Here is a 20,729-nt window from a genome sequence, read left to right as displayed (position 1 = left end):
GAGTTTGCGAAGATCAGGGCAGTTGCGCTGCCGGCGCGGCCGAGGCGATGGCCTCCGGACGGGCTTGCGGGCGGTCGCGCTTCAGCCGGCGCTCCAGCCAGCGGCCGAACCAGGTCAGCGTCGAGCAGATGACGAAATAGGTGAGCAGGACCGCGGCATAGACGGTGAAGGCCGGATTCCAGCCCTCCATCATCGTCGTGCGCTCGACGATGATCTGCCCGACCTTGAAGAACTCGTTGACCCCGACGAGCGCGCCGAGCGACGTCGCCTGCACGAGCAGCGTCAAGAGCCCGACGAAGGGCGGCAGGATCGCGCGCAGGGCCTGCGGGCCGGTGATGAAGAGATAGATTTCCCAGGTCTTCAGCCCGAGCGCGGCGGCGCTCTGCCATTGATGCCTCGGCACCGCATTGAAGCCGCCGCGGACGATCTCGATGCCGTTGGCGCTGCCCCAGACCGAAAGCCCCACCGTCACGGCCGCGAAGGGCGACAGCTCCAGCCCGAAGAGCGGCGCGACGAAGAACACGAAGAAGATGTTCACGATCAGCGGGATGTCGCGGAAGAGCTCGACATAGATCTTCACCAGCACGCGCAGCCAGCCGAAGCGCAGCGTCGCCAGCGTGCCGAGCACGAAGGAGATGATCGTCGCGAAGAACAGCGTCGCCAGCGCGAGGCCCAGCGTCATGGCGAGGCCTTGCAGGATGAAGGGAAAATTGCGGATCAGCAGCTCCATCAGCGCCCCCTCAATGCCTGAACGGCGCGTTGAGCCGGTATTCCAGCCGGCTCGCGAGGAATGAGAGGGCGAGGACCAGCAGGAGGTAGATCACGCAGATCGCGGAGAACATCTCGATGGTGCGGAAATCCATCGAGATCCGGTCGATCGCGACATAGGTCAGCTCGGCCAGGCCGATCGCCTGCAGATAGGAGGAGTTCTTCAGGAGCGAGATCGAGGTGTTCAGCATCGACGGCAGGCTGACGCGAATCGCCATCGGCGCAGCTACCAGGCGGAAATAGCGCCAGGGCGACAGGCCCAGCGAGAAGGCGGCCTCCCGCAGGCCCTTGCCTACCGTCTCGAGCCCGCCGCGGATATTCTCGATCTGGTAGGCGCCGGCCCAGATGGTGAGGCACAGCACGCCCGACCAGAACAGCGAGAGTCTGAGGCCCAGGCCCGGCAGGCCGTAGAAGATGAAGAAGAGCTGGGCCAGCAGCGGCGTGTTGCGGATGAACTCGACATAGCCGATGACGAGCTTGTCGAGCACCGGCACCTGCAGCACGCGCGCCGCCGCGCCGAACACGCCGACCAGGATCGAGAGCACGATCGAAAGAGCGCTGACCTGCACCGTCAGCCACAGGCCACGCATCAGCGCCGGCCATTGCGCAGTGAGATAGGCGAAGTCGAACTCCATGGCACGCGCTCCTCTCGCTGCCAGGCTGCCGGGGTGCCGGGAGCGCGAACCGCTCCCGGCGCTTGCCTGCGCTCAGCGCGCGTTGGGCTTCGGCTTGGTGAAGGCGTCGACGTAGAAGGGCCGGATATCGGCCGGGATCCACTTGTCGACCCATTTGCCGTAGAGGCCCTCGGCCTTCATGCGGTCGAGCGCGGCATCGACATAGGCGAGCCATTCCGGCTCGTTCTTGCGCACCCCGACGGCGGCGTCCGAGACGGCGAAGGGCTCGCCGACGAGCCGCAGGCTCGGATCCTTGGCCGCGATGACCACGAGCGTGGCGGCATCATGCGTATAGGCGTCGCCGCGGCCCTGTTTCAGCGCCTGCAGCGCATCGGATGCCGTGTTCAGCCTCAGGCCCTCGAGCTTGGGCATGTTGTCTTCGAACCATTTCGCCTGCGTCGAGCCCTTGAGCATGATCACGGTCTTGCCGGCGACATCGTCGAGCTTCTTGATCGGGCTGTCCTTGGCGACGAGCATGTCCGAACCGCCCCAGCGATAGGGCTTGGAGAAGTCGATCACGCGGGCGCGCTCGGGCGTGACGCCGAGCGTGGCGATCAGGATGTCGACCTTCTTGCCGGCCAGCTGCGGGATGCGGTTCTCGGCCGTCACGCAGGTCAGCTCGATCTTGTCCGGCGAGCCAAAGGCCCAGGCGGCGATCTGGATCGCCATCTCGGTCTCGACGCCGGCGAACTTGCCGGTTTCGTCCTTGTAGCCATAGGGCGGCTGGTCGCAGCGCACCCCGGCCTTGAGGAAGCCTGCGGATTTGATCGCTTCCGGTAGTGGAGGCAGACTCTGGGCCTGGGCCCCGAGCGAGAGCGTGAAGGCGGTGGCGGCGAAAGCCGAGAGCGCCGATAGGCGCGAGACGAGCGTGGTCATCCGTTTTCCCTCTGTTGGACCGATGGATCGGTTCTCTGTGGTGAAACGCCGGTCGTTGCCGGCTGCGCGAGCGCCCCTTCCGGGGCAGCTTCATCCTGGGGCCTCGCGGCCATGTCGCTGTCGCCGGGATCGCGCGATCCCGAACCGGTGAGCACGATCACGGCGTGGCGGCCCGCGAGCCCACCGCCTGCGGCGAGTATGGCCAGCGCAGCCAATGCGGAGGCAGCGGACAGCTCGGCATGGAGCCCGCAGGCCGCGAGGCGGCTTTGCGCCGCCCGCGCTGCCCCATCATCGACCGGAACAGCGCGGCCGGTGCTGGCACGCAGCGCCTCGACCGCCTGCCATGTCACCGTGCTGCCGGCGATCGAAGCCTGGGCGGTGTCGCCGGCAAACGGCTCGCGGTAATCGGCGCCGGCGAGCACCCGCTCCAGCCGCGCGAAGGGCTCGGCCGCGACCAGCATCGGCACACCCGCGCCGATCTCCTCGAAGCCGAGGCGGATGCCGGACAGAAGATCCCCGCGCGAACAGGGCATAACGACGAGATCGGGCATCGTCCCCGCTGCCAGCTCGGCCGCGATCGTCTTGTAGCCTTCGATACCGAAGGGGTTGGTGCCGATGGCCGGCACCTTGTAGTTCGTCGCCGCGAAGGCTCCCTCGCCGACGCGCTTCGCGAGATGCTTCCAGCGGGCCATGCTGTCGGCAAAGCCCACCAGCGTCGCACCATATGCGGTGATCGCCCGGCGATAGACCCGCGGCAGCGCTTCGGTGGTCGCGATCTCCGCGGAGAGCCCGGCACGGGCGGCGTAGGCCGCCACCGAGAGGCCGCCATTGCCACTCGACGCCGCCACGACGCGTGCGGCGCCGCGATCGAGAGCCCGCGCGATCAGCTGCGCGCTCATCCGGTCCTTGTGCGAGCCCGTCGGGTTGCACCATTCGAGCTTGGCGGACAGCTTGCCGAGCTTCAGCTCGCTCGCCAGCTCAGGCAGCTCGACCAGTGGCGTGCCGCCTTCACCCAGGGAGAGGGCCTCGGGATAGGGCAGCGAGGCGCCGCGCCCGCCGGGCGAATAGGTCAGCCGCAGATTGGACGCATGTCCCTCGGCGGCGCAGCGCGGGCAACCCGCCTCATACTCCGCGACCGGCCAGGGCTCGGCGCAGCGCAGGCAGGCCATGCCGGTGAGGCGGGACGTCACGGCGATGCTCGGACGCGTTGACATGGCCAAAAGTATTGTCTTGGCCATCTATCTGGTCAAATCTCAGTTTTTGGCTCTTCTATTCACCAGTGATATGAGCTTGCCGATGAATCTCCGACAGGTGGACGCGTTCCGGACCATCATCTTGCGCGGCTCGATGACGGCGGCGGCGCAGGAGCTGCGAACCTCCCAGCCCAGCATCAGCCGGCTGATCGCCGAGCTGGAGGCCGAGATCGACCTCAAGCTGTTCGAGCGGAAAGCGGGGCGGATTCGGCCGACGCAGGAGGGGCTGGCCTTCTATCGCGAGGTCGAACGCAGCTATATCGGGCTGGAGACCCTCTCCTACGCCGCGCGCGACATCCGCATCTTCGGGACGGGGCGCCTGCGCATCGCGGCGATGCCGGTGATGGCGCTGGGCTTCATTCCCCGCTGCATCCGGCGCTTCAAGGAGCGCTTTCCGCAAGTCAGCATCTCACTGCAGATGGGCCATGACGGCACGGTCACGCGCTGGATGTCGTCATCCTATTGCGACATCGGCTTCATCGCGAACGTGATCGACATTCCGCGCGTCGAACATCGCCCGCTCTACATGATCCCCGGCGTCTGCGCCCTTCCGCCGGGACACCGCCTTGCGAAACGTGACCGCATCACGCCCAAGGATCTCGAAGGCGAGGCCTTCATCTCGCTTTCGCTCGAGGATGGCGCGCGAGCCCGTGTCGACCGCATCTTCCAGGATGCGGGCGTGCGCCGCCATCTCGCGCTGGAAACGCCGTTCAGCGCAGCCATCTGCGCGCTCGTCGAACAAGGGCTCGGCATCGGCATCGTCAATCCGATCGCCGCCGACGACTACCGGCGCAGCGGCATCGTCTTCCGGCCTTTCAAGCCGGAGGTGATGTTCCACGGCCACGCCATGTTCCCGAGCCACCACCGCGCCGACCCCCTCGTCGATGGTTTTCTGGCCGTCGTGCGCGAAGAGCTCGCCGGATACGAAACAACATCGGTGCGCCACGGGGGACCGGCTCCGCAAGGGCCGGTATGATGCCGCCCGCGCCGCGTCTACCGCGTGCTCAATGGATGGATAAACGACGACAAGGACCGACTGCACTTAAGCCGTCGATTTGATTGGCGCTCCCTAGGGGACTCGAACCCCTGTTTTCGCCGTGAGAGGGCGACGTCCTAGACCGCTAGACGAAGGGAGCAGCGCCGGTCGAGGGCGCTATGTAGTCGGAGCGTTGCGCCGCCGCAACTCCTTTTTCACGGGAGACGGCAAAAGTTTTGCCGCCTCCCGCCGGGGCTTCCGAAGCGGACGCGCTCCCGCCGATGAAGAGCGGGATCGCGTCGCGCATGTGGCGAGAGGCCTAAAGAGGCCGGCCGAGGCGCTTAGGCCGCCTTCTCCGTCAGCGCCGGATAGTCGGTGTAACCACGCGCGTCGCCGCCATAGAAGGTCTCGGCTTGCGGCGTGTTGAGCGGTGCATCGCGCTCCAGTCTTTCGACAAGGTCGGGATTGGCGATGAAGGCCTTGCCGAAGGCGATCGCATCGGCCCGCCCGCTCTCCACCGCCGCGATCGCCGTCTCGCGGTCGAAGCCGTTGTTGGCGATGTAAGCGCCCTTGAAGGCCTTGCGCAGCGCATCGTAATCGAAGGGCGCGATGTCCCGCGGGCCGCCCGTGGCGCCCTCGACCACATGCAGGAAAGCCAGCCCCCGCGCGCCGAGCTCGGCGACAAAATGGCCGAACACCGCCTGCGGGTCGCTGTCGGAAATCCCGTTGGCCGGGCTCACCGGCGAGATGCGGATGCCGACGCGCCCCTTGCCGATCGCCTTCGTCACCGCATCGACGACCTCGAGCGGGAAGCGGACGCGGTTCTCCACGGATCCGCCATAGGCGTCCGTGCGCTGGTTGGTGCCGTCCTTCAGGAACTGGTCGATCAGATAGCCATTGGCGCCGTGGATCTCGATGCCGTCGAAACCGGCCTTGCGCGCATTCTCCGCCGCGCGGGCATAGTCCGCGACGATGCCGGGCAATTCCTCGGCAGGCAGAGCGCGCGGCTGCGAGACCTCGGCGAAGCCGCTTTCGATATAGGTCTTGGTCCGGGCGGCAACCGCCGAGGGCGCGACCGGCGCCTTGTTGCCGGGCTGCAGCGAGACATGGCTGACGCGGCCGACATGCCAGATCTGGGCGACGATCTTGCCGCCCTCGGCATGGACGGCTTCCGTCACCGCCTTCCAGCCCTCGACCTGCGCCTCGCTATAGATGCCCGGCGTCCAGATATAGCCCTGGCCCTGCTGCGAGATCTGCGTGCCTTCGCTGATGATCAGCCCGGCGCTGGCGCGCTGGCGGTAATATTCGACGTTCAGCGCATTCGGCGCGTCGCTGCCATGCGTGGCGCGGTTGCGCGTCAGCGGCGCCATCACGACGCGGTTGCTCAGCGCGATGTCGCCGATGGTCAGAGGCGTGAACAGCTTCGGCAGGGTTTCTACGGATGAGCTCATGGGATTGTCCTTCGGAACGCGAGGCTCGATGGTAGGCCGGCACGCAACGACGCCGAGCGGTCGTCCGCCATCATGCAGTGCGAAGAAGATAGAGGTTGCAGCGCGGGATGACAGGGCAGCGGCAGGCCGATCTCGTCGACGAAGAGGGATTTCCCGAAGGCGCGCCGGCCATTCAGGAGGATTCCTCTGCCGCCTCCCCGGCGAGAAAAATAATATTCTCCCTCCCGGCATTGAAGCCGGCCCGCCTTGCGCTGGATGCAGGGCTGAAGCGGGCCTTGGCCCTGATCTATCCGCCGGTCTGCGTTGCCTGCCGGGCCGCAACCGGGGATGCGCAGGCGCTCTGCGCCCATTGCTGGGGCGAGATCGGCTTCATCGAGCGCCCTTATTGCGAGCGTCTCGGCACGCCCTTTGCCGTCGATCTCGGCCGGGGGCTCCTGTCGCCGGCGGCGATCGCCGATCCGCCGGTCTTCGCCCGCGCCCGCGCCGTCTGCCGCTTCGACGGCGTCGGGCGCGAACTGGTGCACCGGCTGAAATACGGCGACCGGGCGGAACTCGCCGTAACGCTCGGCCGGATGATGGTGCAAGCTGGGCATGAGTTGATCGCCGAGGCCGATCTGATCCTCCCCGTGCCGCTGCACCGGACGCGGCTCTGGAGCCGCCGTTTCAACCAGGCGGCCCTGCTGGCGCAGGTCGTTGCGCGGCTGACCGGCCTGCCCCATGCGCCGGCCGCGCTCGCCCGCCGCAAGCGCACGCGCCAGCAGGTCGGGCTCACCCGCGCCCAGCGCGCCGATAATCTGCAGGGCGCCTTTCGGGTGCCGGACGGCGCGCGCCCGGACATCGAGGGCCGGCGCATCCTGCTGATCGACGACGTGCTGACCACGGGCGCGACCGTCAATGCCGCGGCGCGCGCCTTGCTCAGGGCCGGTGCGCGTCAGGTCGAGGTGCTGACCTTCGCGCGGGTCGTGACGGATGGATGACGACGCACTACATGAGGAAAGACGCAACGCTAACCAAGGCCGCCTTCATGCCGCCGATCACGATCTACACCACCTCCTGGTGCCCCTATTGCGCGGCCGCCAAGTCCCTGCTGACCCGGAAGGGTGCGGCCTTCGAGGAGATCGACGTCGAGAGCGGGCCCGGCTTGCGCCAGCAGATGACGGCGCGCGCCGGCGGGCGGACCTCCGTGCCACAGATCTTCATCGGCGAGAGGCATGTCGGCGGCTCGGACGACCTCCACGCCCTCGACGCGCGCGGCGAGCTCGACCCACTGCTGGCGGCCTGACCGCCCCAGCACATGACCGCGGGAGGCGAGCGGCCGGCCGCCACGCGCCCGCCGCCTTGCCGACAGGCTCCCGAACACCCATCTGCCCGACAGGCGCAATTGGTCGCCTTGCTGAAACGCCATGATCCGTTACGCCCTGATCTGCGACAACGCCCACGCCTTCGAAAGCTGGTTCTCGACCTCCGCAGGCTTCGAGGACCAGGCGAAGCGCGGGCTCGTCACCTGCCCGGTCTGCAACAGCGCCAAGGTCGAGCGCGCCATCATGGCGCCGAACGTCGCCCGCACCGATCTCGGCCCTAAGGCGCCCGCGCCCGCGGCCGCGCCTTCCGCACCTGCGCCAGCCCCCGCTCCTGTCGCGCTGATGAGCGAGAAGGAGAAGGCCTTTCGCGAGATGGTCACGGCGCTGCACCGCCATGTCCGCGAGAGCGCCGAGCATGTCGGCGAGCGCTTCGCCGAGGAAGCGCTGAAGATCCATCACGGCGAGACGGAAGAGCGCGCCATCTATGGCGAGGCGACGCCGGACGATGCCCGGATGCTGCATGAGGAAGGCGTCGAATTCCTGCCGCTGCCGCGCCTGCCGGGCTCGGGGAACTGAAGCGTCCTCGCGCCGATCGGGTTGCGAAAACCGTCGCCCGGGAGTTCCGGGTTCGAACAGAAGCATCCCGTGGCCGCTGAGGTTCAGAGGAACCGCGCCGTCGTCGCGGGCTTGATCCGGGGCGCCATGCCGGTGCGCGAGTCGGCAAAGTTACGAGCTGAATCCCGGCTCTCCGCTTCCTTCCTGCCGGCACGGCACCGCTTCCTTAAGGCGTCTGCAGGCCCTCCGCAGATAAAAATTCACGGTTCGGAGCGTCCGGGTTTTCCGTTGCGAAAGAGGGCGTTAGCTGAGGCTGCCTCGGCGCCTTCCAGTCACCTCAGCCGCCCTCGCACGCACCACCCCTTCCTTCCCGGATTAACTTTCTGTTAAGGAATTCAGGTTTCCTTGCCGGAGATCCCGGTCGCCTTCCCGGCAACCCACGGTCCCGAATTCAGGAGGTTGCCGCATGAAGCGGACCGCGATCGCTGCACTTGGTCTTCGTTCCGGCGGCGTACGCCGACATGGCCGCAAAGCGATCCCGCTTCTGATTTCGCTGGCTGCTCCGGTCCTCGGCGCCTGTAGCCTGTCGCCTGTCGAGACGGCCTCGACCGCCGCGCCGGCGGCGAAGGAACCGAGCCAGGCGCGCAAGCGCGCCGTCGCCCTCGCCAAGGCCGATCCCCGCGAAAAGGAATGCCTCGTCCGGGCGATGTATTTCGAGTCGAACCGCTCGAGCGAGGCGGGCCTGCTCGGCGTCGGCACGGTGGTGATGAACCGGGTCGAATCGGCGCGCTATCCCGAGACGATCTGCGGCGTGGTCGGCGCACCCCGCCAGTTCGCCTCCGGCGTCCTGACGCGCCCGATGACGGAAAAGACGCTGCCGAAGATCGAGGCCATCGCGGACGATATCCTCGACGGGCGCCGTAACGCGGCGGTCGGATCGGCCAAGCATTTCCACACGGCCGGGCTGCGCTTCTCCTACACCAACATGCACTATGTCACGGTGGCCGGCGGCAATGCATTCTACCTGAAGGGCGAACGGCCCGAGCGTCGCCGCATCTACGAGGAGCCGAACTACCAGCTCGCGGCGGTATCCGAGCCGGCAGCCGCGCCGCTCGCGACGGCCTCCTCCGCCGCTTCGACCTCCTCTGCATCCTTCGCATCCGCGCCGCTCGCCTTCGCGCCGCAGCCTTCCGCGCCGACGAACCCCGCCTTCGATTCCGCCGCGGTCAGGCTCGTCCGGAACGCGCCGATGCCGCCGGACCGGCCGCTCGATCTCGACCTGCCGAAGAAGACCGCCCACGCCTTCATCGCCCCTCCCAAGACCGATCGCCGCCTGGCAGCGCTTCTGCCGCCGCCTTCCCCGATGCGGGGCACGATCGTTTCGGAATAACCGATCCGGATCGGGCAAATCTCGGCATCCCGCATCTTGAGGACGGCTTCGCGGAAGCGCGTCCCGAGGGATGAACATGGACTGCCCCAGGCATTGATCCCGTCCACCTAACGTCGAAGGGGACATCGGCGCGGCTCTGGCGTTATCTTCGCCGCAGTGCAACATTGAGATTGCTCTGCAAGACCGGGGAAACGTCATGACCGCGATCGACCGAGGCGGCCTGCAGGCGGCGCAGCGCGACAAGCCCTGGATCTTCCGCACCTATGCGGGCCATTCCGACGCGGCTGAATCCAACAAGCTCTATCGCAACAACCTCGCCAAGGGCCAGACGGGCCTCTCCGTCGCCTTCGACCTGCCGACACAGACCGGCTACGACCCCGACCATGTGCTGGCGCGCGGTGAGGTCGGCAAGGTCGGCGTGCCCGTGAGCCATCTTGGCGACATGCGGACCCTGTTCGACCAGATTCCGCTGGCGCAGATGAACACCTCGATGACGATCAACGCGACGGCGGCCTGGCTGCTCTCGCTCTACATCGCCGTCGCCGACGAGCAAGGCGCCGACCGCAGGCTCCTGCAGGGCACCACGCAGAACGACCTCGTCAAGGAATACCTGTCGCGCGGCACCTATGTCTTCCCGCCGCGCCCCTCGATGCAGCTCACCACCGACATCGTCGTCTTCACGGCAAGCGAATTGCCGAAATGGAACCCGACCAATGTCTGCTCCTACCATCTGCAGGAGGCCGGCGCCTCGCCGGTGCAGGAACTCTCCTTCGCGCTGGCGACGGCCATCGCCCTGCTTGATTCGATCCGCGCCCGGCCGGAGGTGAGCGCGGCCGACTTCCCCGGCGTCGTCGGGCGCATCTCCTTCTTCGTGAATGCCGGCATGCGCTTCGTCACCGAGCTGTGCAAGATGCGGGCTTTCGCCGAGCTCTGGGACGAGATCACATTAGGCAGGTATGGCGTTGCTGAAGAGCAGAGCAGGCGCTTTCGCTACGGCGTGCAGGTTAACTCACTCGGGCTCACCGAGCAGCAGGCCGAGAACAACGTTTACCGCATCCTGATCGAGATGCTGGCGGTCACGCTCTCGAAGAAGGCCCGCGCGCGGGCTGTGCAACTCCCCGCCTGGAACGAGGCGCTCGGCCTTCCCCGCCCCTTCGACCAGCAATGGTCGCTCAGGATGCAGCAGGTCCTGGCCTATGAGACCGACCTGCTCGAATTCGGCGACATCTTCGACGGCTCGACCGTGGTCGACGCCAAGGTCCACGAGCTCAAGGCGGCCGCGCTGGAGGAGCTCGCCCGGATCGACGACATGGGCGGCGCGCTCGCCGCCGTCGAAAGCGGCTACATGAAGCAGGCGCTGGTCGAGAACGGCGCGCGCCGCATCGAGGCGATCGAGCGCGGCGAGCAGGTCGTCGTCGGCGTCAACAAATTCACCAATAGCGAGCCCTCCCCGCTCTCGGCCGGCGACGGCTCTGTCGTCACCGTGCCGGATTCGGTCGAGATCGAGGCCATCGCACGGCTCAAGGCCTGGCGCTCCGCCCGCGACGCGAAAGCGGCCGAGGCAGCGCTGGCCGAGCTTGCCGCGAGCGCGCGGGAGGGCCGCAACGTCATGCCGGCCTCGATCGCCTGCGCCAAGGCCGGCGTCACCACCGGCGAATGGGCGCAGACCCTGCGCGAGATCTTCGGCGAATACCGCGCCCCCACCGGCGTCGACACGACGAAGCTTGGCGACGCGACGGGGCTCGCCACCGCCCGGGCCGCCGTCGAGAAGGCGACCGAGCGGCTCGGCCGTCCGCCACGCTTCCTCGTCGGCAAGCCCGGCCTCGACGGGCACTCCAACGGCGCCGAGCAGATCGCGGTGCGCGCCCGCGATGCCGGCATGAATGTCAGCTATGGCGGCATCCGCCAGACGCCGGAGGAGATCGTCACCCAGGCGCGGGAGACGGAGGCCGACATCATCGGCCTCTCCATCCTCTCCGGCTCGCATCTGCCGCTGGTGCGCGACGTCACCGCCCGCCTGCGCGTCGCCGGCATGGACGTCCCGGTCGTGGTCGGCGGCATCATCCCGCCCGACGACGAGAACGCGCTGCGCAACATGGGCGTGGTGCGGGTCTACACCCCGAAGGATTTCGCGCTCGACGGCATCATCGCCGATGTCGCGGGGCTGACGGCGAAGGGAAAGGGTTAGGGGGGCCTACTCCCCGTGCCCCCGCCCATACGGATTCCGCTCCGGCGGCGTCCACCCCTTCAGCAATTCCGGCTCCGTCGCGAAAATCTCGACCTTGAGCGGATGACAGGCCGCCGCATCGCTCGAATGCGTCGCGCCGCAATCGCCGCCGGGGCAGGCGGACAGCGCCCCGAGCAGATCGATCTCGGCGAAGAACTCGATGAAATCGCCGGGCCGCACCGGGCTCGCCTTCATGAAATACTGATGCGTATCGCGGGTGAAGCCCGTGCACATGAAGACGTTGAGCACGTCATGGACATGGCCCTCGACCTCGCGCGCCGGCTTGCCGGTCGCCGCGCCCAGCGCCCGCGACAGGTTGGAGTGGCAGCAATGATGGTAGTCGTCCCCGCCGAGCAGGCGATGCGTATAGGGGTCGCAGCGCGTGCCGATGACGTCGTGGATGCCAGCGCCGTCCTGGTCCCAGCCATACCAGCCGAGCGTGTCGTGGCTGATCGTCGCCATCGGGCGCAGATAGGGCAGCGAACTCCACAGCCGGTCTCCGGTCGACAGATGCGTCGCATGCAGCGCCCGCGTCTTGCCGCTGAAGAAGCGCTCCGACAGGTCGTCCGCGTTCCAGAGATTGAGGTCGCCGACCTGCGGCCCCTCGATGCTGACGATCCGGAAAAAATGTCCCTTCGGCACGCGGAAGCTGCCGCCCTCGCGCGGCGGCACGATGATCTCGTCGATCTTGCTGAGCCGCGCGCGCGCCGCAGCCAGCATCGCCATATCGGGCGGCGGCAGGGTGCCGTTCGGATAGACCACGACCGGCGGCTTCGCCCGCCGCTGCGCCGCATCGGGCGGCGCCTGCACCATATCCGTCGTCATCTCGCCTCCGGCCCTTCGCTTCGCCCGCCGGGCGAAGCCGGCCCGGCCACTCAGACCATACCGACGCTCTTGAGCTGCTGATAGGCCTTGAGGATGTCCTGGAGCGTGCCTTCGCGCGAGCGGTCGCCGCCATTGGCGTCCGGATGGAAGCGCTTCACCAGCTCCTTGTAGCGCGCCTTGATCGCGGCGGAATCGGCGCTGTCGTCGAGACCGAGCGTCTCCAGCGCCTTCATCGCCACCACGCCGACGCGCGGCTCCTGCCGCGCCGCATGCTGCGCCCGGCGGGCGCCGAACAGGTTGAAGGCGTCGCTCGTATCGGGCCCCGCCTGGCCATTCGCGACGCGCCCCTTCTGGGCCATGCGCGCGGCCTTGGAGTTCACGCCGAGCTTCCAGGTCGGCCGGTGGCCGATCTCCTCCTGCTTCTGGTAGGCGGCGAGCGCGGCGTCGTCCATGCCGGAGAAGTAGTTGTAGGAGGCGTTGTATTCCTTCACATGCTCCATGCAGAAGCGGAAGAACTGGCCCTCGCGCCCGCGCCCCTTGGGCGCGCGGAACTCGCCGGTCCGCGCGCAGCCGGGATGGTCGCAGCGCGGCACATCGCCATCGACGACCGCTTCCGCCTCGGAAGGGCCGATCCTGATACGATCGAAAAGGCGCGAGTTGATGTTCATCGTCGAATGGTTATGAAACGCGGAAGGCGGGCCGGCAAGTGCGACGCAACATGCACGCGCCGAACCCTCAGGAGATCATCGCAACGGTGGCGCGATCATGACCACGATAGCTGAAAGGATCACTCACAAGCTCGATGCGGCCTTCGCGCCACAGAGCCTGCAGGTGATCGATGAATCGCACCAGCATCACGGCCATGGCGGCTGGCGCGAGGGCGGGGAAACTCATTTCCGGGTGAATATCGTGTCGGAAGCCTTCATCGGCAAGAGCCGGCTCGAGCGTCATCGCCTCGTCAACGCGGCGCTGTCGGAGGAGCTGGCGGACCGTGTCCACGCGCTCGCCATCGCGGCGAAGGCGCCCGGCGAGGGCTGAGCGCCAAAAGCCGATTCAAGGGTGCTCCGTTTTAAGGACCGGGATATTGAGCTGGGTTACGTCCCCGCGGGGGCGGCCGCCTTCGATTCGGCTGGCGATGCCATGTAGAGGGCAAGCGCCACGGCGAGGGCGACACCCATGAAGACGAAAAGCCAGCCGAAGGTCGCCTGCGGTTCATAGCCCTGCCTGTCGAGCGCGTTCACCAGGCGCCCCGACACCCATTGCATCACGCCGGCTCCGCCCATGAAGACGAAATTCATGAAGGTCACGCCGCGGCCGATCTCCTGAGGCGACATGAAGGCGCGCGCATGCGCCATCACCACGGCATAGGTGACGCCGAACAGCCCGATGACGAGAAGCAGGCCGACGGCAAGGCGGGATGATGCCTCGCCCCACAGCGCCAGCGCGAAGCAGGCCAGGGCGACGGTCACCGCGCAGGCGATGACCGTAGGCTTGGCCCCGATCCGGCGATAGAGCGGCAGCACCAGCAGCGCGCCCGCCGCGATGACGCCTCCCATGGCCATCGCCGCATAGCTCGTGGCAGCGAGATCGAAGCCGTGCACCCTCTGGAGATAGGGCGCGATCCACAGGCCACGGATGGAGATCGTGACACCGTAGCTCACGAAGGTGAAGGGGAGGATCAGCCAGAGCGGCCGCTTCACCACGATCTGCCTGATCCCGTCCAGCAGCGAGACATGCCGTTGCGGCGTGCCGGGAAGCGGCGGGGGATCCTTCAGCAGCAACATCACCAGCAGGGCCGTCAGCGCCACGATGCCGGAGAGGCCGAAGACGGTCGCGCGCCAGCCATAGGCCGCCAGGAAATAGGCGAGCGGCGCCCCGCTCAACGGATCGCCGATGCAGCCGAAACCGATCAGGAAGGACGACATCGTCGCGAAATGCCGGGGCGAATAGAGGCGCGCAGCCAGGTAGAAGCCGGACATCAGGATGGGGGCGCAACCGATGCCGATCAGCGCGAGCGCCGCCAGGGCGGAGAGATAGCCGCGCGACAAGCCGAAGATCACCGTCCCGGCGAAGGCGACCAGGAGAAATCCCGCCAGCGTCCGCCGCGGGCCGATCCGGTCGAGCGCATAGCCGACCGGGAACTGCGTGAGCGCGAACGCGATCAGCCAGGCCGCCTGTAGGCTCCCGAGCTGGCCCTGGTCGAGACCCAGATCCCGCGTCAGGTCGCCCGAGATCACCGCGAGGAACGCGCGGAAGAACTGGCTCAGGATATAGGCCAGCAGCAGGACGACGAAGCTCGTCACGAAGGGTCGCTTTCGCTTGGCGGCCCGCGCTCCGGCAAAGGCCCTGTCTGCAAGTCCGCGCCCCGGGAGGTCTCACCCGCCCGAGGCGCCCCTGTCACCTGATGCGTTCGAGCACGGAGACGTAGTTCGCCACCGCCGCCCCGCCCATGTTGAAGATGCCGCCGAGGCGCGGCTCGGCGAGCTGCATGCCCTCCGGTGCCTCGCCGGTGAGCTGCATGGCGGAGAGGACATGCATCGAGACGCCGGTGGCGCCGATCGGATGGCCCTTAGCCTTCAGGCCGCCGGAGACGTTGACCGGCAGCTTGCCGTCCTTCTGCGTCCAGCCCTCCTTGATCGCACGGGCGCCCTCGCCTTCCTTGGTCAGCCCCATCGCCTCGTATTCGATCAATTCGGCGATGGTGAAGCAGTCATGCGTCTCGACGAAGGAGAGGTCGTCCAGCGTTACGCCCGCATCCGCCAGCGCCTTCTTCCAGGCGAGCGCGCCGCCCTCGAATTTCAGGATGTCGCGCTTCGACATCGGCAGGAAATCCTGGACATGCGCCATGCCGCGGAAGCCGACGGCGCGGCGCATCTGCAAGGCGGTCTCCTCGTCGGCCAGCACGATCGCGGCGGCGCCGTCCGAGACCAGCGAGCAGTCGGTGCGCTTCAGCGGCCCGGCGACATAAGGATTCTTCTCGCTCTCCTCGCGGCAGAAAGCGTAGCCGAGATCCTTGCGCATCTGCGCGAAGGGGTTCTCGACGCCGTTCTTGTGGTTCTTCGCCGCGATCATGGCGAGCGCGTCGGACTGGTCGCCATGGCGCTGGAAATAGCCGGCGGCGATCTTTCCGAAGACGCCGGCGAAACCGCCCTGCGTGCCGGCATCCTCCGGCAGGTAGGAGGCCTTCAGCAGGTTCTGGCCGATCTCGGCCGAGGGCGTCTTGGTCATCTGCTCGACGCCGACGACGAGCACGATCTTGGCATCCTTGGCCCTGATCGCCCGCACGCCCTGATGGACCGCGGCCGAGCCGGTGGCGCAGGCATTCTCGACGCGGGTCGTCGGCTTGAAGCGCAGCGCCGGATCGGCCTGCAGCACCAGCGAGGCGGTGAAGTCCTGGGCCGAGAAGCCGGCGTTGTAATGGCCGAGCACGATCTCGTCGACCTGGTCAGCGGTGATGCCGGCATCGATCAGCGCGTCGGTCGCGACGCGCACGATCAGGCTTTCGACGGTTTCGGCATCCTGCTTGCCGAACGGCGTATGGGCCCAGCCGACGATCGCAGCGCTCATGGCGAATCTCCCTTAATGTGCAGCTACACGTTATCTTGGCAGCGCTTGTCGATCCCGCAAGCCGGTATCCGCGCATGCTCGGCGTGCGCGGATCGGCTGACGGCCCTTCGCTTCAGCACTAGCCGGCCCCCGGCCTCACTGCAACGAGATCAAAAGCAGCAATCCGACGCCGCCGACGATCATCGCCATGCCGAGGATCTCGCGCCGGCTCGTTCCCTCCGCGAACAGGCGGCGCGAGGCGATCTGCGCCAGCGGCACCTCGATCAGGCCGAGCGTGCGGACATTGGCGGCGCTGGTCAGGGAGAAGCCGATGAACCAGAATTGCGAGGCGGCGGCGCCGAGGAAACCGGCCGAGAGCGAGCGGCGCCAGTTGCGCAGGCTGAGCCACAGCGCCGGGCGGTTCGCGACCAGCATGTACAAGGTCAAGAGCGCGGTCTGCATGACCAGCCCCAGCACCAGGATGGTCGAGGCGCGGATCAGGAAATTGCCCTCCGGCAGGGCCTGGATGCCGCCGCGGAAGCCGATCGCCGAGAGCGCGAAGCAGGCGCCAGAGACGATGCCGAGCACGGCCGGCCGCAGGCCGGCGCGGGTCAGCTTCTCCCCCGGCTTCCAGGAGACGACGATGACGCCGGCGGTTGCGATCGCGATGGCGAGGAATTTGAGCGGGCTGAGCGCATCGCCGAGCAGCAGCGCGCCGAAGATCGCGACCTGCACCGGCTCGGTCTTGGTGTAGGCGGTGGTCACGGCGAAGGAGCGCTCGCGCATCGCCGCCAGCATCAGCGCGGTCGCCGCGATCTGCATCAGTGCGCCCCAGGCGGTGTAGCCGAGCGAGGCTGGTCCGATCGAGGGTGGCAGCGTCCGCAGCCCGAGGCAGGCGGCGGCGAGGAAGACCATCGCGAAGGGCAGGCCGAACAGGAAGCGCACCTGCGTCGCCCCGACCACGCCGATGACGTCGGTCAGCGAGCGCTGCGCCAGGTTGCGCGCCGTCTGCAGCAGCGAGGCGAGGATCGTCGCCGGAATCCAGAGAAAGCCGAAAGCCACGCCGATGAGCCCCGCGAAAGCATGATGCGCTATTGCTTCTGGACCGGCCGTGGCGGCTAGGCAAATCGCTGCGCTGGGGGTAGGTATGCATGCAGCTATGAGTTCCTGGGCGGAGATTTGCGCCCGTCGTCTCGAAAATGCCGCATGCGTCGCGTTGAACCCAGCGCCGTCGCGCTGCCAAGCTTCGTTCACGACAAGACAGGTTCAAGACCCGCCGATGATCGCATCCCGCCTCACCGTCACCCTTGCCCTTGGTCTCGCCTTCACGGCACCGGCTCTGGCCGGAGCGAGCCTCGTCGTCGACGCCTCGAGCGGCGAGGTCCTGTCCGCCGAGAACGCGACCCAGGCCTGGCGCCCGGCCTCGACCGCCAAGATCATGACGATCTATCTGGCGCTGAAGGCTGTCCGCGACGGCCGCATCGGCCTCGAGACCGCGATCCCGGCCTCGAAGCTCGCCGCCAGCCAGCCCCGCGTGAAGGTCTATATCCGCGCCGGCCAGGAGATCACGCTCGACAACGCGCTCAGGATCATGATGGTCAAATCGGCCAACGACATCGCCTATGTCGTGGCCGAGGGCGTCGGCGGCAACGTGCCGGACTTCGTGGGCATGATGAATGCCGAGGCCCAGCGCCTCGGCATGCGCGACACCCGCTTCATGAATCCGAATGGCTGGGACAATCCCGACCAGCAGACCAGCGCGCATGACCTCGCCGTGCTCGCCATGGCGCTGATGCGCGACTTCCCGGAATACTCCGCCTATTGGAGCACCTCCGCCGTCCAGCTCGGCAAGCAGGTCATGCACAACACCAACGGCCTGGTCGGGCGCTATGCCGGCATCGGCGGCATGAAGACCGGCTTCACCTGCGCCTCGGGCTTCAACGTCGTCGCGACCGCGAGCCGCGGCGGACGCACCCTCATCGCCGTCGTGCTCGGCTCGGCGTCCGGCACGGAGCGCACGGTCAAGGCCGCGCAGCTCCTCGACGAAGGCTTCAGCCGCTGGGGCGGCACCGGCACCAACCTTGCCTCGATGCCGCCGAGCGGCACGCGCGCCCCGAATGTCTGCGACGAGATCCGCCGTCGCGGCGGCGGCGTGGCGCTGGCTGATGATGCCGATTCCAGCGGGCCGATCGGCGGCTTCGCGCCGACCGGCGGCAATGATTCCGATGGCGGTCGCTTCGCCACCTTCGCGACCCAATCGGCCGGCCCCGTCGCGACGCGCTCCCCGCGCGGCCGCGTCGTCCTCGGTCCGCGCTCCGAGACGATGCCGGTTCAGGTCTCCTTCGGCCGCACCGCGGGCTCGGCCTCGGCCCCGCTCGCCGCCAATGTGACCTCGCAGCCCGATTCGCGCGTCGCCCGCGGCGCGACGCCGACCATCGAGCCCGGCGCGCCCGTCGCCGCCGGCCTCGTCGGCGGCGCCGTGCCGCGCACGGCCTCCGCCAATGGCGCGATCCCGCGCGGCACCAACGCCTTCGCCCCGGCCGGCGCGCCTCTCCAGCCCTCCAGCGACGCCTTCGAATCCGGGCCGCTGCGCCTGCAGGGAGCGGTCCAGGCCGGCAACAAGGCGACGGCGGCGAGCCTGCGCCCCGGTTCCGCCGCCGGGATCAAGCCGGCCGCGCGGGCCGCCAATTCCCAGGCGGCCAAGCCACAGCCCGCCAAGGCGCAGCCGACGAAGGCCATCAAGGTTCCGCCGGTGAAGCCGAAGCCCGCCGAGGCTGCCGTCAAGCCCAAGCCCGCGGCGAAAGCCAAGGCCAGGAACGGCGACGACGCCTGAAACGGTCGGGGGCCTGATTGAGCGGGGCGCGCACCAGCGAAGGCCAGGGGCTGCTGCTCGCCTTCGCGTCGGCCGCCGCCTTCGGCACCAATATCGTCAGCGCCCAGATCGCGGGGGCTGCCGGCCTCGGCGGCCCGCTGCTGGTCTTCTACCGCGTCCTGATCATGCTCGTGCTGGTCGGCGCGGCAGCCTTGCTCGCCCGCGCCTCGCTCAGCCTGCTTCGCGGCCAGCGCCTGCCCGTGCTGCGCTTCGGCATCGCGACCGCCCTCGTCGGCACCGCCTATCTCTCGTCGGTGTCCTTCGTCCCGGTCTCGGTCGCGGCGGTGATCTTCTACACCTATCCGGTGCTCATCGTTCTGCTCGAGCCGCTCCTGACCCGGGCGCCGTTCCGGGCCGACAGGCTCGTCGTGGCGATCGTCGCCTTCATCGGGATCGCGCTGGTGGTGGGGCCGGACCTGCATGGCCTCGACCCGCGCGGGCTGGCGCTGGCCGGGCTCGCCAGCCTCGCGGCGGCCGCCCAATTCTTCGCCGCTGCGAGCTGCGCATCGATCGCCACCATGCCGAAGCTGTTCTGGTCGCATGTCGTCATCCTGCCGGTAACGCTGCTGATCCTCGCGCTGACCGGCGGCTTCCTGCCGCCGCAGGCCTTCCTGCTCGCGCCGATCGCGCTTGCCGTGACCTATGGCGGCTATCTGGTCGGCTTCGTCCTGCAGATCCTGGCGCTGGCCCGGATCGCGCCGGGCCCCGCCGGCCTCGCCTACTGCGCCGAGCCGATCATCGCCGTCGCGATCGCGGCCGTCGTCCTCGGCGAGCGGCTGGGGTCTCTGCAATATGCCGGCGGCGCCCTTGTCATCGCGGCGCTGGTCACTAATGTAATACTAGAACAATCGAGGCGGCGCCCCGTGCCGGCCTGAGGCTTTCAGAGTGTGATGACCGGCGATCCAGCCCGCCCCGCCCCCGTTCCGCTGACCCTGCTCACGGGCTTCCTCGGCGCCGGCAAGACGACCCTGCTCAACCGCCTGCTGAAGGATCCGGCACTGGCCGACACCGTCGTGCTCGTCAACGAGTTCGGCGAGGTCGGGCTCGACCATCTGATGGTCGAGGGCGTCGCCGAGAACATGATCCTGCTGGAATCCGGCTGCCTCTGCTGCACCATCCGCGACGACCTCATCGTCACGCTGGAAGATCTGCTGCGCCGCCGCGACAACGGCCGTATCGGAGCCTTCTCCCGCCTCGTCATCGAGACGACCGGCCTCGCCGACCCCGCGCCGATCCTCAACGTGCTGATCAACCACCCCTATCTCGCTCTGCGCTTCCGGCTCGACGGCGTCGTCACGCTGGTCGATGCGGTCAACGGCATGGCGACGCTCGACGCCCATGAGGAGGCGCGCCGGCAGGTCGTCGCGGCCGACCGGCTCGTCCTGACCAAAACCGACCTCGCCGCGCCCGAGGATGTCGCGGCGCTGCGCGCGCGCCTCGCCGCGCTCAATCCCGGGATCGCGATCCTGCCGCCCGATGCTCCGGCCTCGGCGCTTCTCGGCGCCGGCCTTTACGATCTCGCCGAGCGACCGGAGGCTCTGCGGCACTGGCTGGCGGCGGACGCGCTACCGGGGCACCACGACCACGGCCATCATCACCATGATCATGGCCATGGGCACGACCACCACCATGGCCATGAGCACCACGATCAGCACCCGCACGACGTCAACCGCCACGACGCCTCGATCCGGGCCTTCGCGCTGACGGCCGAGCAGCCGGTGGCACAGCAGACCTTCGAGCTGTTCTGGACGCTGCTACGCTCGATCCACGGGCCGCGCCTGCTCCGGCTGAAGGGTCTCGTCCGGCTTGCCGACCAGCCGGAGCGCCCCTTGCTGGTCCATGCCGTCCAGCAGATCCTGCATCCGCCGATCCGGCTCGATGCCTGGCCGGACGGCGACCACCGCTCCCGCCTCGTCCTGATCGTCAAGGACATCGAGGAAGAGACGGTGCAGCGGCTCTGGGCGGCGTTCCTCGGCCAGCAGGCCCGCGAGAGCACCGCTCAACCGGCTTGAAAG

20 protein-coding genes and 1 tRNA gene are annotated in these 20,729 nt (G+C 68.1%); 10 read left to right on the top strand and 11 right to left on the bottom strand.

The window, feature by feature from the left end; translation table 11 throughout:
• Positions 1–13: 13 nt before the first annotated feature.
• The 4 genes from GY40_RS14005 to GY40_RS13990 all read right to left on the bottom strand — a co-directional run bounded on the left by GY40_RS14005 (position 14) and on the right by GY40_RS13990 (position 3,508).
• Entirely contained in the window at positions 14–730 is a 717-nt protein-coding gene (locus GY40_RS14005) for an amino acid ABC transporter permease (RefSeq protein WP_038363198.1), read from the bottom strand.
• A 10-nt stretch (positions 731–740) separates the two neighbouring features.
• Positions 741–1,403, bottom strand: a complete 663-nt coding sequence (locus GY40_RS14000) for an amino acid ABC transporter permease (RefSeq protein ID WP_038363196.1) — start codon at positions 1,401–1,403, stop codon at positions 741–743.
• Positions 1,404–1,475: 72 nt separating this feature from the next.
• Entirely contained in the window at positions 1,476–2,318 is an 843-nt protein-coding gene (locus GY40_RS13995; protein ID WP_038363194.1) for a transporter substrate-binding domain-containing protein, read from the bottom strand.
• On the bottom strand, positions 2,315–3,508 hold the full coding sequence (locus GY40_RS13990; RefSeq protein ID WP_197062751.1) for a pyridoxal-phosphate dependent enzyme: 1,194 nt from the start codon (positions 3,506–3,508) through the stop codon (positions 2,315–2,317). Before GY40_RS13990 ends, GY40_RS13995 begins: the two co-directional genes overlap by 4 nt.
• A gap of 106 nt (positions 3,509–3,614) precedes the next feature.
• Here GY40_RS13990 and GY40_RS13985 point away from each other — a divergent pair, with 106 nt between their 5' ends.
• Complete coding sequence (locus tag GY40_RS13985; RefSeq protein WP_038363193.1) at positions 3,615–4,547, top strand: LysR substrate-binding domain-containing protein; 933 nt, start codon at positions 3,615–3,617, stop codon at positions 4,545–4,547.
• An 84-nt stretch (positions 4,548–4,631) separates the two neighbouring features.
• Here GY40_RS13985 and GY40_RS13980 read toward each other — a convergent pair.
• A tRNA-Glu gene (locus GY40_RS13980) sits at positions 4,632–4,707 on the bottom strand.
• A 181-nt stretch (positions 4,708–4,888) separates the two neighbouring features.
• Positions 4,889–5,998, bottom strand: a complete 1,110-nt coding sequence (locus GY40_RS13975) for an alkene reductase (protein WP_038363190.1) — start codon at positions 5,996–5,998, stop codon at positions 4,889–4,891.
• A gap of 107 nt (positions 5,999–6,105) precedes the next feature.
• On the opposite strand from GY40_RS13975, the gene GY40_RS13970 reads away from it, so the two are divergent.
• The 5 genes from GY40_RS13970 (at position 6,106) to GY40_RS13950 (ending at position 11,432) form a co-directional block, all read left to right on the top strand.
• A complete protein-coding gene (locus tag GY40_RS13970) occupies positions 6,106–6,975 on the top strand; it encodes a ComF family protein (protein WP_081925384.1) in 870 nt (289 codons plus the stop codon).
• A 47-nt stretch (positions 6,976–7,022) separates the two neighbouring features.
• Entirely contained in the window at positions 7,023–7,280 is a 258-nt protein-coding gene (gene grxC / locus GY40_RS13965) for a glutaredoxin 3 (RefSeq protein ID WP_038363187.1), read from the top strand.
• A gap of 121 nt (positions 7,281–7,401) precedes the next feature.
• Positions 7,402–7,875, top strand: coding sequence for a DUF1178 family protein (locus GY40_RS13960; RefSeq protein ID WP_038363185.1), 474 nt, complete (start codon positions 7,402–7,404; stop codon positions 7,873–7,875).
• Positions 7,876–8,320: 445 nt separating this feature from the next.
• On the top strand, positions 8,321–9,244 hold the full coding sequence (locus GY40_RS26585) for a cell wall hydrolase (protein ID WP_051988001.1): 924 nt from the start codon (positions 8,321–8,323) through the stop codon (positions 9,242–9,244).
• 196 nt (positions 9,245–9,440) lie between these two features.
• Positions 9,441–11,432 (top strand): protein meaA, encoded by a 1,992-nt coding sequence (locus GY40_RS13950; RefSeq protein WP_038363184.1) that lies wholly within the window; start codon positions 9,441–9,443, stop codon positions 11,430–11,432.
• A gap of 6 nt (positions 11,433–11,438) precedes the next feature.
• Here GY40_RS13950 and GY40_RS13945 read toward each other — a convergent pair whose 3' ends face one another.
• Together GY40_RS13945 and GY40_RS13940 are read right to left on the bottom strand one after the other, a co-directional pair.
• Positions 11,439–12,296 (bottom strand): urea carboxylase-associated family protein, encoded by an 858-nt coding sequence (locus tag GY40_RS13945; RefSeq protein ID WP_038363183.1) that lies wholly within the window; start codon positions 12,294–12,296, stop codon positions 11,439–11,441.
• A 50-nt stretch (positions 12,297–12,346) separates the two neighbouring features.
• Entirely contained in the window at positions 12,347–12,964 is a 618-nt protein-coding gene (locus tag GY40_RS13940; RefSeq protein WP_038363182.1) for a J domain-containing protein, read from the bottom strand.
• A 97-nt stretch (positions 12,965–13,061) separates the two neighbouring features.
• Between GY40_RS13940 and GY40_RS13935 the strand changes: the two genes are divergently transcribed.
• The gene (locus GY40_RS13935) at positions 13,062–13,334 is read left to right on the top strand and encodes a BolA family protein (RefSeq protein WP_038363181.1); all 273 of its coding nucleotides are present in this window, start codon (positions 13,062–13,064) and stop codon (positions 13,332–13,334) included.
• Between the two features lie 56 nt (positions 13,335–13,390).
• Here the strand turns inward: GY40_RS13935 and GY40_RS13930 are convergent, their stop codons facing one another.
• The 3 genes from GY40_RS13930 to GY40_RS13920 all read right to left on the bottom strand — a co-directional run bounded on the left by GY40_RS13930 (position 13,391) and on the right by GY40_RS13920 (position 16,904).
• Complete coding sequence (locus tag GY40_RS13930; RefSeq protein ID WP_038363179.1) at positions 13,391–14,599, bottom strand: MFS transporter; 1,209 nt, start codon at positions 14,597–14,599, stop codon at positions 13,391–13,393.
• Between the two features lie 94 nt (positions 14,600–14,693).
• Complete coding sequence (locus GY40_RS13925) at positions 14,694–15,863, bottom strand: acetyl-CoA acetyltransferase (protein ID WP_038363177.1); 1,170 nt, start codon at positions 15,861–15,863, stop codon at positions 14,694–14,696.
• Positions 15,864–15,998: 135 nt separating this feature from the next.
• Positions 15,999–16,904, bottom strand: a complete 906-nt coding sequence (locus tag GY40_RS13920) for a DMT family transporter (RefSeq protein WP_038363175.1) — start codon at positions 16,902–16,904, stop codon at positions 15,999–16,001.
• Positions 16,905–17,121: 217 nt separating this feature from the next.
• Between GY40_RS13920 and GY40_RS13915 the strand changes: the two genes are divergently transcribed.
• From GY40_RS13915 to GY40_RS13905, 3 genes are read left to right on the top strand one after another with little or no spacing between them, the layout of a single operon-like run.
• A complete protein-coding gene (locus GY40_RS13915) occupies positions 17,122–18,675 on the top strand; it encodes a serine hydrolase (RefSeq protein ID WP_051987999.1) in 1,554 nt (517 codons plus the stop codon).
• Positions 18,676–18,692: 17 nt separating this feature from the next.
• Complete coding sequence (locus GY40_RS13910) at positions 18,693–19,589, top strand: DMT family transporter (protein WP_038363173.1); 897 nt, start codon at positions 18,693–18,695, stop codon at positions 19,587–19,589.
• Between the two features lie 15 nt (positions 19,590–19,604).
• On the top strand, positions 19,605–20,726 hold the full coding sequence (locus GY40_RS13905) for a CobW family GTP-binding protein (RefSeq protein ID WP_038363171.1): 1,122 nt from the start codon (positions 19,605–19,607) through the stop codon (positions 20,724–20,726).
• The last annotated feature ends 3 nt before the right edge of the window (positions 20,727–20,729 follow it).

Source organism: Allobosea sp. UNC402CLCol, from assembly GCF_000745475.1.
In the GTDB taxonomy this organism is placed as follows: Bacteria; Pseudomonadota; Alphaproteobacteria; order Rhizobiales; family Beijerinckiaceae; genus Allobosea; species Allobosea spartocytisi.
The sequence above is the reverse complement of the archived record's forward strand: the minus strand, read 5'-3'. Positions and strand labels throughout refer to the sequence as shown.